This is a genomic window from Variovorax sp. YR266 (assembly GCF_900107295.1).
Lineage (GTDB): Bacteria > Pseudomonadota > Gammaproteobacteria > Burkholderiales > Burkholderiaceae_C > Variovorax.
In genome coordinates this window covers 184,012-195,883 of the sequence record NZ_FNPM01000012.1, presented here as the reverse complement: position 1 = coordinate 195,883, position 11,872 = coordinate 184,012, and the positions used below count along the sequence as shown (strand labels likewise).

Genomic DNA, 11,872 nt, shown 5'->3' with positions numbered 1-11,872 from the left:
CCCGATCGCGATGGAAGAAGGCCTGCGCTTCGCCATCCGTGAAGGCGGCCGTACCGTGGGTTCGGGCGTCGTGGCCAAGATCCTCGACATCTAAGCCGGACGCAAAGGAATCACCATGGCTACCAAGCAAAAAATCCGCATCCGCCTGAAGGCATTCGACTACAAGCTGATCGACCAGTCGGCAGCCGAAATCGTCGACACCGCCAAGCGCACCGGCGCGATCGTCAAGGGCCCCGTGCCCCTGCCGACCCGCATGAAGCGTTTCGACATCCTGCGTTCGCCGCACGTCAACAAGACGTCGCGCGACCAGCTGGAAATCCGCACGCACCAGCGCCTGATGGACATCGTCGACCCGACCGACAAGACCGTGGACGCGCTGATGAAGCTCGACCTGCCGGCCGGCGTGGACGTCGAGATCAAGCTGCAGTAATCCGTTCGACCTCGCGTCGCGGTTATTTGTGAAGCCCGCCTGCAGAAATGCAGGCGGGCTTTGTGCTTTATGTCACGCAGATGTGGCATCCTCGCCGGACGACAGCCTCCCTCCATCGAGGCGTCGGACAGCTGAAACGAGGGCAGCACAGCTATGAGACAAAGCATCTCTTTTGCGTCGGGTTTGGTGGCTTGCATCGCGGCGGCGTTGCTGACCGCATGTGGCGGCGGTGGGGGAGGAGGCGGTGGCGGCATTCCCTTGCTGCCCGTGCTTCCGACGACGCCAGTTGCCCTGAGTGGCACGGCCACTTACGAGTCGGTGCCCAATCCCAGTGGCCGCCTCGTGTATTCCGATATCTCGATCAAACCGGTGCGTGGTGCTTTTGTCGAAGTACTCGACGCCACCAGTGGCAGCCAGCTGGCCACGACTTCCACCGATGACAACGGCGCCTACTCGGCGAGCGTTCCGTCAAACGCGAACGTCGTTGTCCGCGTGCGCGCTCAACTGACCCGCACTGGCGCGCTTCCGAGTTGGGACGTCACCGTGCGTGACAACACGCAGTCGAACGCGATCTATTCCATGCAGTCGTCGGCATTCTCCACCGGCACCGCGGCGCTCACCCGCGACTTGCGCGCCGGCAGCGGATGGGGCGGGTCGAGCTACACCAGCCAGCGTGTGTCCGGGCCGTTCGCCGTGATGGACACGGTCTACACCGCGATGCAGAAAGTGCTGTCGGTGGCTCCGGCGACTGCGTTTCCGTCGCTGAAGGTGTTCTGGAGTGTCAACAACACCAACTCCGGCGGCAGCATCGCGCTGGGCCAGATTGGCACCACGTTCTTCATTGGCAGAAGTTCGGGTGCCGAAATCTACGTGCTCGGCAAGGAAGATGTGGATACCGACGAATTCGACGCGCCCGTGATCGCGCACGAATGGGGGCACTACTACCAGGCCTCCTTCAGCCGCGACGATTCGCCGGGCGGCGCGCACTCCACGAGTGAACTCATCGACCGCCGCCTCGCTTTCTCCGAAGGATGGGGCAACGGCTGGTCGGGCATTGCGTTGGGGCGCAGCAACTATGTCGATTCGGGTGGCCCTGGCCAGGCCCAGGGCGGCAGCCTCGATCTCACGCAGGGGCCGGCGACCAACCGAGGATGGTTCCGCGAATCCTCGATTCAGTCGATCTTCTGGAATCTGAATCAGCAGGTCGGTTTCAAGCCGATCCACGACACGATGACGGGGGCGCTATTCAGGAGCGGTGCGCCGGTCACGTCGATTCATCCGTTCGCCGTGGCATTCAACGCGACAGCGCAGGGTAGTGCATCTACGCTGGCCGCGTTGCTCACGGGGCAGAGCATCACGGTCAACGATGCCTACGGCGCGGGGGAGGGCAATGATGGCGGCGTGTCGATCGCGTTGCCGATGTACAAGCAGGCAGTGGTTGGTACGGCCACTTCGGCCTGTGTGACGAACGCTGCGGATCCTCAGCGTGACGGAAACAAGCTCGGAAGCTTCGCGTACCTGCGTTTCACGGCGCCCACCAACCGTGGTTACCAGTTCACGATCTCCCCGCCGGGGGGCGCTAATCCCAACTACGCGATCTATCGGGGTGGCGTGGTGAGCCGAAACACCAGTTCGGTCAACCTGTCGACTGGCGACTATGTTCTGGTTGTCAACGATCTCAACAATTCCGCCACCAGCACCTGCTTCGGCGTGATCATTCAGTAGCAGCGAGGAAGGCCGCCATGAACCTCCGTTCCAGTTCGACGATTGCCGTTGTGGCATGCCTGACGCTAGCCGCCGCGTCGGCGCCGGTCTTTGCAGATGGCGTGCCGGCGCCCCGCACCGCGAAGCACGCAGCCTCGTCCCGCAATGCTGCGCCTATGACGGTCGCGGCACGCAAGCCCAACGATTCCGGTGTCGTGATCCAGTTCAGGGTAGAGGGCACGCCCCAGGTTGGCCGGCCGGTCTCTGTTGTTCTGCAGTTCGACGGCGTGAGCGATCCGGCGGGTGCCACCGCGCGCCTGACGACCGATGCCGGCCTGACCCTGGCCACAAGCAGCAGCCTGGCCCTTCCCGCTGGCCAGCGTACGATCGCCACCGCCACGGTGACGAGCGACCGCGAAGGCCTTGCCTACCTGAACGTCTTTGTCACGCAGAACGGCGCCATGAGCATCGTCGCCATCCCCGTGCAGACCGGCTCGGCCGCCCCGGCCATGAAGGCTGCAGGCGAGATGAAGTCGTCCGCGGAAGGCGAAAAAATCATCTCGCTGCCGGCCAAAGAGCCGAAATAAGCCGCGAAAGACCCCGGAAACGGGGCTTCGGCGCCCTCAAAACGGCCACAACTGCAGTGCTTGCGCGGAGCCCGCATCGCGGGCTATAATCGCTGGCTCTGCCCTTGCTGCGTCCGCATGGGTGTCGTTCTGGCAGAGATTTATCAACCTTCTTACGCTGTCGGGGAAGCCCGGCAAACGCTGTCGCCAATTGAAGTGGCAGCGGCGTAGGGAGTTTCCATTTTTGGAGAAAACAAATGAGTCTGAGCAACTCCCTCGGGTTGCTGGGCCGCAAGGTGGGGATGATGCGTCTCTTCACCGATGACGGGGACGCAGTTCCTGTCACGGTGGTGGATGTGTCCAACAACCGTGTGACCCAGATCAAGTCCCAAGAGACCGATGGCTACGTCGCCCTGCAGGTGACGTTCGGTTCGCGCAAAGCATCGCGCGTGACCAAGCCCGAAGCCGGCCACCTCGCCAAGGCAGGTGTCGAAGCAGGCGAAATCATCCAGGAATTCCGCGTTACCGCCGATACCGCTGGTCAGCACAAGGCTGGCGGCGTAATCGCAGTGACGAGCGTCTTCTCCGTGGGCCAGAAGGTGGACGTGCAAGGCACTTCCATCGGCAAGGGCTACGCTGGCACGATCAAGCGTCACAACATGAGCTCGCAACGCGCGTCGCACGGTAACAGCCGTTCGCACAACGTTCCCGGCTCGATCGGTATGGCACAAGACCCCGGTCGCGTGTTCCCCGGCAAGCGTATGACGGGCCACCTCGGCGACGTCACCCGCACGACGCAAAACCTCGACGTGTTCCGCATCGACGAAGCACGTCAACTGCTGCTCATCAAGGGCGCGATTCCGGGTTCGAAGGGTGGCTTCGTCACCGTGCGTCCCGCCGTCAAGGCCAAGCCGCAAGCGGCCCAAGGAGCGAAGTAATGGAACTCGAACTCCTGAACGAACAAGGCCAGGCCGCGTCGAAGTACGACGCCCCCGAGACCGTGTTCGGCCGTGACTACAACGAAGACCTGGTTCACCAGATCGTCGTTGCATTCCAGGCCAACGCACGCCAAGGCACGCGCGCCCAGAAGGACCGCGAACAGGTCAAGCACTCGACCAAGAAGCCTTTCAAGCAAAAGGGAACGGGCCGCGCCCGTGCCGGTATGACGTCCTCGCCGCTGTGGCGCGGGGGTGGCCGGATTTTCCCGAACATGCCTGACGAAAACTTCTCGCAGAAGATCAACAAGAAGATGTATCGCGCCGGCATGGCGTCCATCTTCTCGCAGCTGGCTCGCGAAGGCCGTCTGGCCGTGGTCGATTCGATCAAGGTCGACTCGCCCAAGACCAAGCCGCTGGCAGCCCGTTTCAAGGCGATGAATCTCGAGTCCGTGCTCGTGATCGCCGAAGAAGTCGACGAAAACCTGTACCTTGCCTCGCGCAATCTGGTCAACGTTCTCGTGGTCGAACCCCGCTACGCCGATCCGGTGTCGCTGGTTCACTACAAGAAGGTGCTGGTCACCAAGGGTGCCGTCGACAAGCTCAAGGAGATGTTCGCATGAGCCGCGTGAACCCTACCGCCGCTGAACGTACGTTCGAAGAAGGCCGCCTGATGGCGGTGCTGGTCGCCCCGATCGTGTCCGAAAAGGCCACGATGGTCGGCGAGAAGTCGAACGCTGTCACTTTCAAGGTGCTGCAAGACGCCACCAAGCCCGAGATCAAGGCCGCTGTCGAACTGATGTTCAAGGTCGAAGTCCAGGGCGTGTCGGTGCTCAACACCAAGGGCAAGACCAAGCGCTTTGGCAAGTCCATCGGCCGCCGCGACAACGTTCGCAAGGCCTATGTGACGCTGAAGGCCGGTCAAGAGCTCAACCTCGTCGGGGAAGGCGCTTAATCATGGCCGTCATCAAGATGAAACCCACTTCGCCGGGCCAACGCGGCGCGGTGAAGATCTCGCGTGACCACCTGTTCAAGGGTGCTCCTCACGCAGCCCTGCTGGAACCCCAGTTCCAGAAGGCCGGCCGTAACAACAACGGTCACATCACGATCCGTCACCGTGGCGGTGGTTCCAAGCACCACTACCGCGTTGTCGACTTCGTGCGCAACAAGGACGGCATCCCGGCCAAGGTCGAACGCATCGAGTACGACCCGAACCGCACCGCCCACATCGCTCTGGTCTGCTACGCCGACGGCGAGCGCCGCTACATCATCGCCCCGCGCGGTCTTGAAGCCGGTGCAACGCTGCTGTCGGGCGCCGAAGCCCCGATCCGCGCCGGCAACACCCTGCCGATCCGCAACATCCCGGTCGGCTCGACGATCCACTGCATCGAACTGCAACCCGGCAAGGGCGCGCAGATCGCACGTTCGGCTGGTACGTCGGCCACGCTGCTGGCCCGTGAAGGCGTTTACGCCCAGGTCCGCATGCGTTCGGGCGAAGTCCGCCGCATTCACATCGAATGCCGCGCGACGATCGGCGAAGTTGCCAACGAAGAGCACAGCCTGCGCCAACTCGGCAAGGCAGGCGCCAAGCGCTGGAAGGGTATTCGCCCGACCGTTCGCGGCGTCGTGATGAACCCGGTCGACCACCCGCACGGTGGCGGCGAAGGCAAGACTGGCGAAGGCCGCCATCCTGTCGACCCATGGGGCAATCTGACCAAGGGCTATCGCACCCGTAACAACAAGCGCACGCAGGTCTTCATCGTGTCGCGTCGCAAGAAGTAAGGGATAGCCAATGACTCGCTCTCTCAAAAAGGGTCCTTTCGTCGACCACCACCTCGTGGCCAAGGCCGACAAGGCCGTGACGACCAAGGACAAGAAGCCGATCAAGACCTGGTCGCGCCGCTCGATGGTCCTGCCCGAATTCATCGGTCTGACCATCGCTGTGCACAACGGCAAGCAACACGTGCCCGTGTACATCACCGACCAGATGGTCGGCCACAAGCTCGGCGAATTTGCGCTCACGCGCACGTTCAAGGGGCACCCCGCGGACAAAAAAGTCCAGAAGAAGTAAGGAACGACCATGTCTGAAACACGTGCAGTCCTCCGCGGTGTCCGCCTGTCGGTCGACAAGGGCCGTCTGGTCGCGGATCTCATCCGCGGCAAGAAGGTCGATCAAGCGCTCAACGTTCTGCAGTTCACGCAGAAAAAGGCTGCTGTGATCATCAAGAAGGTGCTCGAGTCGGCAATTGCCAACGCCGAGCACAACGACGGTGCCGACATCGACGAGCTGAAGGTCAAGACCATCTACGTCGAGCAAGGTGCAACGCTCAAGCGCTTCACGGCGCGGGCCAAGGGTCGCGGCAATCGCATCAGCAAGCCCACGTGCCATGTGTACGTGACGGTTGGCAACTAAGAAGGCCTGGAAGAAATATGGGACAGAAAATCCACCCAACCGGGTTCCGCCTTGCGGTCACCCGTAACTGGTCCAGCCGTTGGTACGCAAGCGACCGCGATTTCGCGGGCATGCTGGCCGAAGACATCAAGGTTCGCGAATACCTGAAGAAGAAGCTGAAGAACGCTTCGGTCTCGCGCGTCATGATCGAGCGTCCCGCCAAGAACGCACGCATCACGATCTACTCGGCACGTCCGGGCGTCGTGATCGGCAAGAAGGGCGAAGACATCGAGAACCTCAAGCGCGAACTGGGCAAGCAGCTCGGCGTGCCGGTTGCGGTCAACATCGAAGAAGTGCGCAAGCCCGAAATCGATGCGCAGCTGATCGCCGACAGCATCACGCAGCAACTCGAAAAGCGGATCATGTTCCGCCGCGCCATGAAGCGCGCCATGCAAAACGCCATGCGTCTGGGTGCCCTGGGCATCAAGATCATGTCGGCTGGCCGCCTGAACGGCATCGAAATCGCACGTACCGAGTGGTACCGCGAAGGCCGCGTGCCGCTTCACACCCTGCGCGCCGACATCGACTACGGCACCTCGGAAGCCAAGACCACCTACGGCGTCATCGGCGTCAAGGTCTGGGTCTACAAGGGCGACACGCTGGGTCGTAACGACCTGCCGGCCGTCGAAACGCCGCGTCCTGAAGAAGAACGTCGTCCGCGCGGTCCGCGCCGTGATGGCCGCCCTGGTGGCGACCGTCCGGGCAGCGACCGTCGTGGTCCCGGCCCGCGCGCCGGTGCCCGTGGCCCGATCGGTGGCAACACCGCCCCGGCCGATGGCAGCGACAAGCCCGCAGAAGCAACCGGCGGTGCCGGTGCAGACTCGAAACCCGCCGTTAAGCGCGTCCGCAAAGCCGCGCCCGCTGCAGCAGCGGACGGTGCCAAGACCGAGTAATCGGTCGCTCCCGGGCACGCAAGTGCCTGGGGCCCTCACGGAGTAACAAAACATGCTGCAACCTGCACGCAGAAAGTTCCGCAAGGAACAAAAGGGCCGCAACACCGGCATCGCAACCACGGGTAACTCGGTTGCGTTCGGTGACTTCGGTCTCAAATGCACCGACCGCGGCCGCCTCACGGCGCGCCAGATCGAAGCCGCTCGTCGCGCGATTTCGCGTCACGTGAAGCGCGGTGGCCGTATCTGGATCCGCGTGTTCCCGGACAAGCCAATCTCTACCAAGCCCGCTGAAGTGCGGATGGGTAACGGTAAGGGCAACCCCGAGTACTACGTCGCTGAAATCCAGCCTGGCAAGATCGTGTTCGAGATCGTCGGCGTGCCCGAAGAACTCGCCCGCGAAGCGTTCCGCCTGGCCGCCGCCAAGCTTCCGCTGCGTACGACGTTCGTCGCTCGCCAGCTCGGCGCCTGAGAGGAGAACATCCATGGCAACACGTAAGAAAAAAGAAACCGCGGCTCCGGCCAAGGTGACGAAGGCCGCAACCCTGCGCACGAAGGACGTCGCGGGCCTGCAAGCCGAAATCAAGGATCTGCAGAAGGCCCATTTCGGCCTGCGCATGCAGAAAGCCACGCAACAGCTGTCGAACACCTCGACGCTGCGCGTTACGCGTCGCGACATCGCACGCGCCAAGACCATTCTTGCTCAGAAGCAGCAAGAAACCCCCGCCGCCAAGTAAGGAGTGAACATGACGGAAGCTAAAAAATCCCTCAAGCGCACCTTGATCGGCAAGGTGGTCAGCGACAAGCGTGCCAAGACCGTGACCGTGCTGGTCGAGCGCCGTGTGAAGCACGAGCTCTACGGCAAGATCGTGGCCAAGACGAGCAAGTACCACGCCCATGACGAAAAGGGCGAGTACAAGCTGGGCGACACCATCGAGATCACGGAAAGCCGTCCGATCTCGAAGACCAAGAACTGGGTCGTGACCCGTCTGGTCGAGAAGGCCGTTCTGGTCTGATCATCCCCGGCTCGATACAGCCCATCTAGAAACGGCCCACAATGTGGGCCGTTTTTCTTTTTCAGGAGCACATTCAATGATCAAAGTCGGCGACACCCTTCCTTCGGCCACCCTGCAGGAATATTCCGAGGTCGAGGGCGAAGGCTGCAGCATCGGCCCGAACGCCGTGGACGTGAGCAAGGCTTCGGCGGGCAAGACCATCGCGCTGTTCGCGTTGCCCGGTGCCTTCACACCCACCTGCTCGGCCAAGCACGTGCCGGGCTACGTGCAGCACTTCGACGACTTCAAGGCTGCTGGCGTGGACGAGATCTGGTGCGTGAGCGTGAACGACGCCTTCGTGATGGGCGCCTGGGCGCGCGACCAGAAGACCGGCGCCAAGGTGCGCATGCTGGCCGACGGCAGCGCCGATTTCGCCAAGGCCACCGGCCTCACGCTCGACCTGACCGGGCGTGGCATGGGCCTTCGCAGCAACCGCTATTCGATGCTCGTGAAGGACGGTAAGGTCGCGACGCTGAACGTCGAGGCACCGGGCAAGTTCGAAGTCAGCGACGCCGACACCCTGCTGGCGCAAGCCCGCGGCTGATCGGCCGCTCCGGTCGGTCAGAGATCCACCTTGAGATAGTGGGCCCCGGCGACGGGGTTGTGATAGTAGGGCGGCACCTCCGCGAAGCCCAGGTCTTCGTAGAGGGCCCGCGCCGACTCCATGTCGTCGAGAGTGTCGAGCAGCACGCAGCCGTATCCCGCGCTGCGTGCGGCATCGATGATCGCCTCGGCCAGTTGACGGCCCAGGCCAAGGCCGCGGAACCCGGGGCGTACGTACAGGCGCTTCATTTCCGCGGCGTTCGCGTAGTCCGCGCTGTCGAGCGGCCGCAGCGCGCAGCACCCCGCCACATGCGCCAGCGTGCCGTCGGCACGTTGCAGCGTCGGCGCCTGGCGCCCGGCGTCTTCCGATACATTGACCGGATCGACCAGCGCCAGCAACAGCGTGCCGCGTGGCTCGGCGTACTCGCCGGGCAATTGCGCCAGCTCACTATCGAAATCCTGAAAGTCCAGATCGATGCCCAGCGAACCCGCGTAGTCGCTGAAGATCGCGCGCGCGGCCTCGATCTCGTGCGCCTCTTCGGGCGTGAGCAACACGACGGCCGGCATCGCCGACAGCGGCAGGGGGCGTGACACAGAGAAGCTCATACGCGCAACGAAGAAACCCAATAAGCCACGCCCGCGCACAGCGCGAACAACACCAGCGCAAGCCAGCGCGAGGCCGCGTCGTCGCGGCTTGGCGCTACCTGCCCGCTCTCTGCGGAAACCAGCTTGTCGCCCGTCACCATCGGCCGCACCAGGCGATGCCGCTTGACGAGCACGTAGAACAGCACCGCCAGCACATGCAGGCTCACGAGCGCAATCACGGCCCACTTGCCCTGTGCTTTGTGCCAACTCGTGGCCAGGCTCACGACCTCGCCCGAGACGAAACGAGTGAGCGGCCCGGACGCCGAGATTTCGTCGTCCGCCATCAGCCCGGTAGCGACCTGCAACGCCAGGATCGCCAGCACCGCGAACACCGACAGCGCACCCAACGGCGTATGCCCGATCAGATGGTCCGGATGGGCCCGTCCGCGCAGGTACGCCACGACCGACCCCGGCCCGTAGACGAAGGCCGCAAAGCGCGACCAGCGCCCGCCGACGAACCCCCAGAGCAGCCGGAACAGCAGCAGCGAAAGCACCATGTACCCAAGGCGAAAGTGCCATTCCATGACGCCGCCCAGGCCGGTGCCGATCATGCCGATGACGGCGATGGCCAGCGCCCAGTGGAAAAGGCGCGTCGGCAGGTCCCAGACCCGCGTGCGGGCACCGGGGCCGGAGGCCGCGCGAAAGGCGGCCACGGAGGAGTCGGTCATCGAAGAAGGCGCCAAGGGGGCGCAATGCTGCGGAAGGCGCAGATTAGCAAAGTCCGGGCCCCAGTCTGCTTCGGGTTGTTGCTATGCGCTGGACACGGGCCGCCCCTACACTCGCCGGCAGTGCCGCATTCGACGGCGCTTTCCCCACAACGAGGACCCACGATGACCCGACTAGCTTCGTTCGCCCTTGCAGCCGCCTGCGCTGCCATGTCTCTTCCCGCCGCGGCCCAGTTTGCCAAGCCCGAGGACGCCATCAAGTACCGCCAGAGCGCGCTGTTCGTGATGAGCCAGCATTTCGCTCGCCTCGGCGCCATGGCCAACGGCCGTGCGCCCTACGACGCCAGCGTTGCCGCGGCCAATGCCGAAGTGGTCGCCGACATGGCGAAGCTGCCCTGGGCCGGCTTTGGTGCCGGCACCGAGGGCGGCAAGGCCAAGCCCGAAGTCTGGAAGGAAGACGCCAAGTTCAAGGAGCGCCAGCAGAAGCTGATGGAAGAAACCGGCAAGCTGGTGACCGCTGCCAAGGCCGGCAACCTCGACGCGCTCAAGGCCCAGTTCGGCCCGACCGCCGCGAGCTGCAAGGCTTGCCACGACAGCTTCCGCAACCAATAAGCAAGCCGCATCGCAAAAACAAAAGGCGCTCTTTCGGAGCGCCTTTTCGTTGGGAAGACCGGAGATCAGGCTTCGGCCAGCAGCTTTTCGATCAATTTGTGCAATTCGGCGAAGTCCGGCTCGCCCACATAGCGCTTCACGATCTCGCCGCGCTTGTTGACCAGATAGGTGGTCGGCGTGAGCTTCACGTCGCCCCACGCCTGCGCCACGCTGCCCGTGTTGTCGATTGCCACCTTGAACGGCAGCTTGCGCGTCTGGGCGAAATTGACGACGTAGCTCGGCGGGTCGTAGCTCATGGCCACGGCCAGCGTGTCGTAGCCCTGCGCCTTGTATTTGTCGTAGGTGGCGATGACCTTGGGCATCTCGCCGACGCAGGTCACGCAGCTTGTGGCCCAGAAGTTGACCAGCGTGACCTTGCCTTTCAGGTCCGCCGTGCTCTTTTTCGTGCCGTCGAGCAGCACGAAGGTCGAGGCCGGCGCGGCAGTGGCGCCGGAGCCGAGGTACACGCCCACGCCGGTGGCCAATGCGATTACGACGGCGGCAGCGGCGATGTATTTTTTCATGGCTTCAAGCAAGAGAAGGGCGGCGCGATTTTAGTTCCGCGTGCCGGATCGTGCTGGCGGCGCTCCGGCGGCCCTCGCGCGGTTCGATAATCGCTGCCCCATGCCGTCGTCGCCCGCTTTCTCTTCTTCCTGGCTTGCGCTGGCCGCGGCAGCCCTGCTCGCAGCCTGCAGCCCCACTTTCAACTGGCGCGAAGTGCCGGTCGCCGAATCGGGCCTGATCGCGCTGCTGCCCTGCAAGCCGGACCGCGCAAGCCGCGCCCTGCCGCTGGGCGCCGAATCGGTGCAGGTCGACATGGCGGGTTGCGAAGCCGGCGGCGCGACCTTCGCCATCGCGCATGCCTCCGCCAAAGGCCCCGAACAGGCCGAGGCCTGGCTCAGCGCATGGCACGCCGCCACGCGCGGCCAGCTTGGCGAAGCGCAGATGACGGAAGCCCCCGCTAGCGTGCAGCGCGCGACCGCCACACCCGCCCCGTTGCGGCTCGATGCCCAGCCAAAGCAGCAGGGCGCCGCGCCGGTACAGGTGCTCTGGTTCGCCCAGTCGCAAAAAGACGGCACCGTGGCGCTTTACCAAGCCACCGTGCTGGGCAAGCCTTCCTCGGCCGAAGCGTCGAAGACATTCTTCGAGGGCCTGCGGCTTCCGTGAACGATCGCACCATTCGCTATTGTTTTGATAGTGCCTCCCGCGACAGGTGTGGACACACGGCTGTCTCATTTCGCGCGGCGTTGTCTGTTTTTCGGGGCTGCTGCGTTATGTCGTATATCTACTTCCCCTGGGCGCCCCCGCATAATCGACGAGTCGTCCTCCGTCCCGC

Annotated in this window: 19 protein-coding genes and 1 pseudogene; 17 read left to right on the top strand and 3 right to left on the bottom strand. The window is 63.7% G+C overall.

All coding sequences use genetic code 11. The annotated features are described in order from the left end of the window. From BLW48_RS27305 to BLW48_RS27235, 15 genes and pseudogenes are all read left to right on the top strand, one after another. Window positions 1-94, top strand: a pseudogene (locus BLW48_RS27305) (elongation factor Tu); the annotation flags it as partial. A gap of 21 nt (window positions 95-115) precedes the next feature. Further along, window positions 116-430, top strand: a complete 315-nt coding sequence (gene rpsJ / locus BLW48_RS27300) for a 30S ribosomal protein S10 (protein ID WP_007838118.1) — start codon at window positions 116-118, stop codon at window positions 428-430. Window positions 431-583: 153 nt separating this feature from the next. Then, window positions 584-2,155: a hypothetical protein gene (locus BLW48_RS27295; protein ID WP_093178553.1), complete on the top strand. Its 1,572-nt coding sequence runs from the start codon at window positions 584-586 to the stop codon at window positions 2,153-2,155. A gap of 17 nt (window positions 2,156-2,172) precedes the next feature. Beyond that, window positions 2,173-2,721, top strand: a complete 549-nt coding sequence (locus tag BLW48_RS27290; protein ID WP_093178551.1) for a hypothetical protein — start codon at window positions 2,173-2,175, stop codon at window positions 2,719-2,721. A 236-nt stretch (window positions 2,722-2,957) separates the two neighbouring features. Beyond that, window positions 2,958-3,638, top strand: coding sequence for a 50S ribosomal protein L3 (gene rplC / locus BLW48_RS27285; protein ID WP_093057774.1), 681 nt, complete (start codon window positions 2,958-2,960; stop codon window positions 3,636-3,638). Beyond that, on the top strand, window positions 3,638-4,258 hold the full coding sequence (rplD, locus tag BLW48_RS27280; RefSeq protein ID WP_019657681.1) for a 50S ribosomal protein L4: 621 nt from the start codon (window positions 3,638-3,640) through the stop codon (window positions 4,256-4,258). Before rplC ends, rplD begins: the two co-directional genes overlap by 1 nt. After that, window positions 4,255-4,590 (top strand): 50S ribosomal protein L23, encoded by a 336-nt coding sequence (rplW, locus tag BLW48_RS27275; protein WP_093057773.1) that lies wholly within the window; start codon window positions 4,255-4,257, stop codon window positions 4,588-4,590. The genes rplD and rplW overlap by 4 nt, the downstream gene beginning before the upstream one ends. A 2-nt stretch (window positions 4,591-4,592) precedes the next feature. Further along, complete coding sequence (gene rplB, locus BLW48_RS27270; RefSeq protein WP_093057772.1) at window positions 4,593-5,417, top strand: 50S ribosomal protein L2; 825 nt, start codon at window positions 4,593-4,595, stop codon at window positions 5,415-5,417. A 10-nt stretch (window positions 5,418-5,427) separates the two neighbouring features. Further along, a complete protein-coding gene (gene rpsS, locus BLW48_RS27265; protein ID WP_007838132.1) occupies window positions 5,428-5,706 on the top strand; it encodes a 30S ribosomal protein S19 in 279 nt (92 codons plus the stop codon). A gap of 9 nt (window positions 5,707-5,715) precedes the next feature. Next, the gene (gene rplV / locus BLW48_RS27260; protein WP_007838134.1) at window positions 5,716-6,048 is read left to right on the top strand and encodes a 50S ribosomal protein L22; all 333 of its coding nucleotides are present in this window, start codon (window positions 5,716-5,718) and stop codon (window positions 6,046-6,048) included. A gap of 17 nt (window positions 6,049-6,065) precedes the next feature. Beyond that, the gene (rpsC, locus tag BLW48_RS27255) at window positions 6,066-6,980 is read left to right on the top strand and encodes a 30S ribosomal protein S3 (protein ID WP_093057771.1); all 915 of its coding nucleotides are present in this window, start codon (window positions 6,066-6,068) and stop codon (window positions 6,978-6,980) included. A 52-nt stretch (window positions 6,981-7,032) separates the two neighbouring features. Continuing rightward, window positions 7,033-7,449 (top strand): 50S ribosomal protein L16, encoded by a 417-nt coding sequence (gene rplP / locus BLW48_RS27250; protein WP_007838137.1) that lies wholly within the window; start codon window positions 7,033-7,035, stop codon window positions 7,447-7,449. A gap of 55 nt (window positions 7,450-7,504) precedes the next feature. Continuing rightward, window positions 7,505-7,714 (top strand): 50S ribosomal protein L29, encoded by a 210-nt coding sequence (gene rpmC / locus BLW48_RS27245; protein WP_056589463.1) that lies wholly within the window; start codon window positions 7,505-7,507, stop codon window positions 7,712-7,714. Between the two features lie 9 nt (window positions 7,715-7,723). Then, window positions 7,724-7,993, top strand: a complete 270-nt coding sequence (gene rpsQ / locus BLW48_RS27240; protein ID WP_015867662.1) for a 30S ribosomal protein S17 — start codon at window positions 7,724-7,726, stop codon at window positions 7,991-7,993. A gap of 76 nt (window positions 7,994-8,069) precedes the next feature. Beyond that, window positions 8,070-8,576, top strand: a complete 507-nt coding sequence (locus tag BLW48_RS27235) for a peroxiredoxin (RefSeq protein WP_093079077.1) — start codon at window positions 8,070-8,072, stop codon at window positions 8,574-8,576. A gap of 17 nt (window positions 8,577-8,593) precedes the next feature. On the opposite strand, the gene BLW48_RS27230 is transcribed toward BLW48_RS27235, so the two are convergent. Both BLW48_RS27230 and BLW48_RS27225 read right to left on the bottom strand, forming a co-directional pair. Further along, the gene (locus BLW48_RS27230) at window positions 8,594-9,181 is read right to left on the bottom strand and encodes a GNAT family N-acetyltransferase (protein WP_093057769.1); all 588 of its coding nucleotides are present in this window, start codon (window positions 9,179-9,181) and stop codon (window positions 8,594-8,596) included. After that, a complete protein-coding gene (locus tag BLW48_RS27225; protein ID WP_093178549.1) occupies window positions 9,178-9,888 on the bottom strand; it encodes a cytochrome b/b6 domain-containing protein in 711 nt (236 codons plus the stop codon). Before BLW48_RS27225 ends, BLW48_RS27230 begins: the two co-directional genes overlap by 4 nt. A 162-nt stretch (window positions 9,889-10,050) precedes the next feature. Between BLW48_RS27225 and BLW48_RS27220 the strand changes: the two genes are divergently transcribed. Then, entirely contained in the window at window positions 10,051-10,497 is a 447-nt protein-coding gene (locus BLW48_RS27220; RefSeq protein ID WP_093178548.1) for a c-type cytochrome, read from the top strand. A gap of 65 nt (window positions 10,498-10,562) precedes the next feature. Here the strand turns inward: BLW48_RS27220 and BLW48_RS27215 are convergent, their stop codons facing one another. Further along, on the bottom strand, window positions 10,563-11,060 hold the full coding sequence (locus tag BLW48_RS27215) for a TlpA disulfide reductase family protein (RefSeq protein WP_093178546.1): 498 nt from the start codon (window positions 11,058-11,060) through the stop codon (window positions 10,563-10,565). Window positions 11,061-11,160: 100 nt separating this feature from the next. On the opposite strand from BLW48_RS27215, the gene BLW48_RS27210 reads away from it, so the two are divergent. After that, on the top strand, window positions 11,161-11,703 hold the full coding sequence (locus BLW48_RS27210) for a hypothetical protein (protein WP_093178545.1): 543 nt from the start codon (window positions 11,161-11,163) through the stop codon (window positions 11,701-11,703). The last annotated feature ends 169 nt before the right edge of the window (window positions 11,704-11,872 follow it).

Bases quoted from the DNA above. Each gene is read 5' to 3' on its own strand.
- rpsJ (WP_007838118.1), top strand. From the start codon at position 116: ATGGCTACCAAGCAAAAAATCCGCATCCGCCTGAAGGCATTCGACTAC.
- BLW48_RS27295 (WP_093178553.1), top strand. From the start codon at position 584: ATGAGACAAAGCATCTCTTTTGCGTCGGGTTTGGTGGCTTGCATCGCG.
- BLW48_RS27290 (WP_093178551.1), top strand. From the start codon at position 2,173: ATGAACCTCCGTTCCAGTTCGACGATTGCCGTTGTGGCATGCCTGACG.
- rplC (WP_093057774.1), top strand. From the start codon at position 2,958: ATGAGTCTGAGCAACTCCCTCGGGTTGCTGGGCCGCAAGGTGGGGATG.
- rplD (WP_019657681.1), top strand. From the start codon at position 3,638: ATGGAACTCGAACTCCTGAACGAACAAGGCCAGGCCGCGTCGAAGTAC.
- rplW (WP_093057773.1), top strand. From the start codon at position 4,255: ATGAGCCGCGTGAACCCTACCGCCGCTGAACGTACGTTCGAAGAAGGC.
- rplB (WP_093057772.1), top strand. From the start codon at position 4,593: ATGGCCGTCATCAAGATGAAACCCACTTCGCCGGGCCAACGCGGCGCG.
- rpsS (WP_007838132.1), top strand. From the start codon at position 5,428: ATGACTCGCTCTCTCAAAAAGGGTCCTTTCGTCGACCACCACCTCGTG.
- rplV (WP_007838134.1), top strand. From the start codon at position 5,716: ATGTCTGAAACACGTGCAGTCCTCCGCGGTGTCCGCCTGTCGGTCGAC.
- rpsC (WP_093057771.1), top strand. From the start codon at position 6,066: ATGGGACAGAAAATCCACCCAACCGGGTTCCGCCTTGCGGTCACCCGT.
- rplP (WP_007838137.1), top strand. From the start codon at position 7,033: ATGCTGCAACCTGCACGCAGAAAGTTCCGCAAGGAACAAAAGGGCCGC.
- rpsQ (WP_015867662.1), top strand. From the start codon at position 7,724: ATGACGGAAGCTAAAAAATCCCTCAAGCGCACCTTGATCGGCAAGGTG.
- BLW48_RS27235 (WP_093079077.1), top strand. From the start codon at position 8,070: ATGATCAAAGTCGGCGACACCCTTCCTTCGGCCACCCTGCAGGAATAT.
- BLW48_RS27230 (WP_093057769.1), bottom strand. From the start codon at position 9,181: ATGAGCTTCTCTGTGTCACGCCCCCTGCCGCTGTCGGCGATGCCGGCC.
- BLW48_RS27225 (WP_093178549.1), bottom strand. From the start codon at position 9,888: ATGACCGACTCCTCCGTGGCCGCCTTTCGCGCGGCCTCCGGCCCCGGT.
- BLW48_RS27220 (WP_093178548.1), top strand. From the start codon at position 10,051: ATGACCCGACTAGCTTCGTTCGCCCTTGCAGCCGCCTGCGCTGCCATG.
- BLW48_RS27215 (WP_093178546.1), bottom strand. From the start codon at position 11,060: ATGAAAAAATACATCGCCGCTGCCGCCGTCGTAATCGCATTGGCCACC.
- BLW48_RS27210 (WP_093178545.1), top strand. From the start codon at position 11,161: ATGCCGTCGTCGCCCGCTTTCTCTTCTTCCTGGCTTGCGCTGGCCGCG.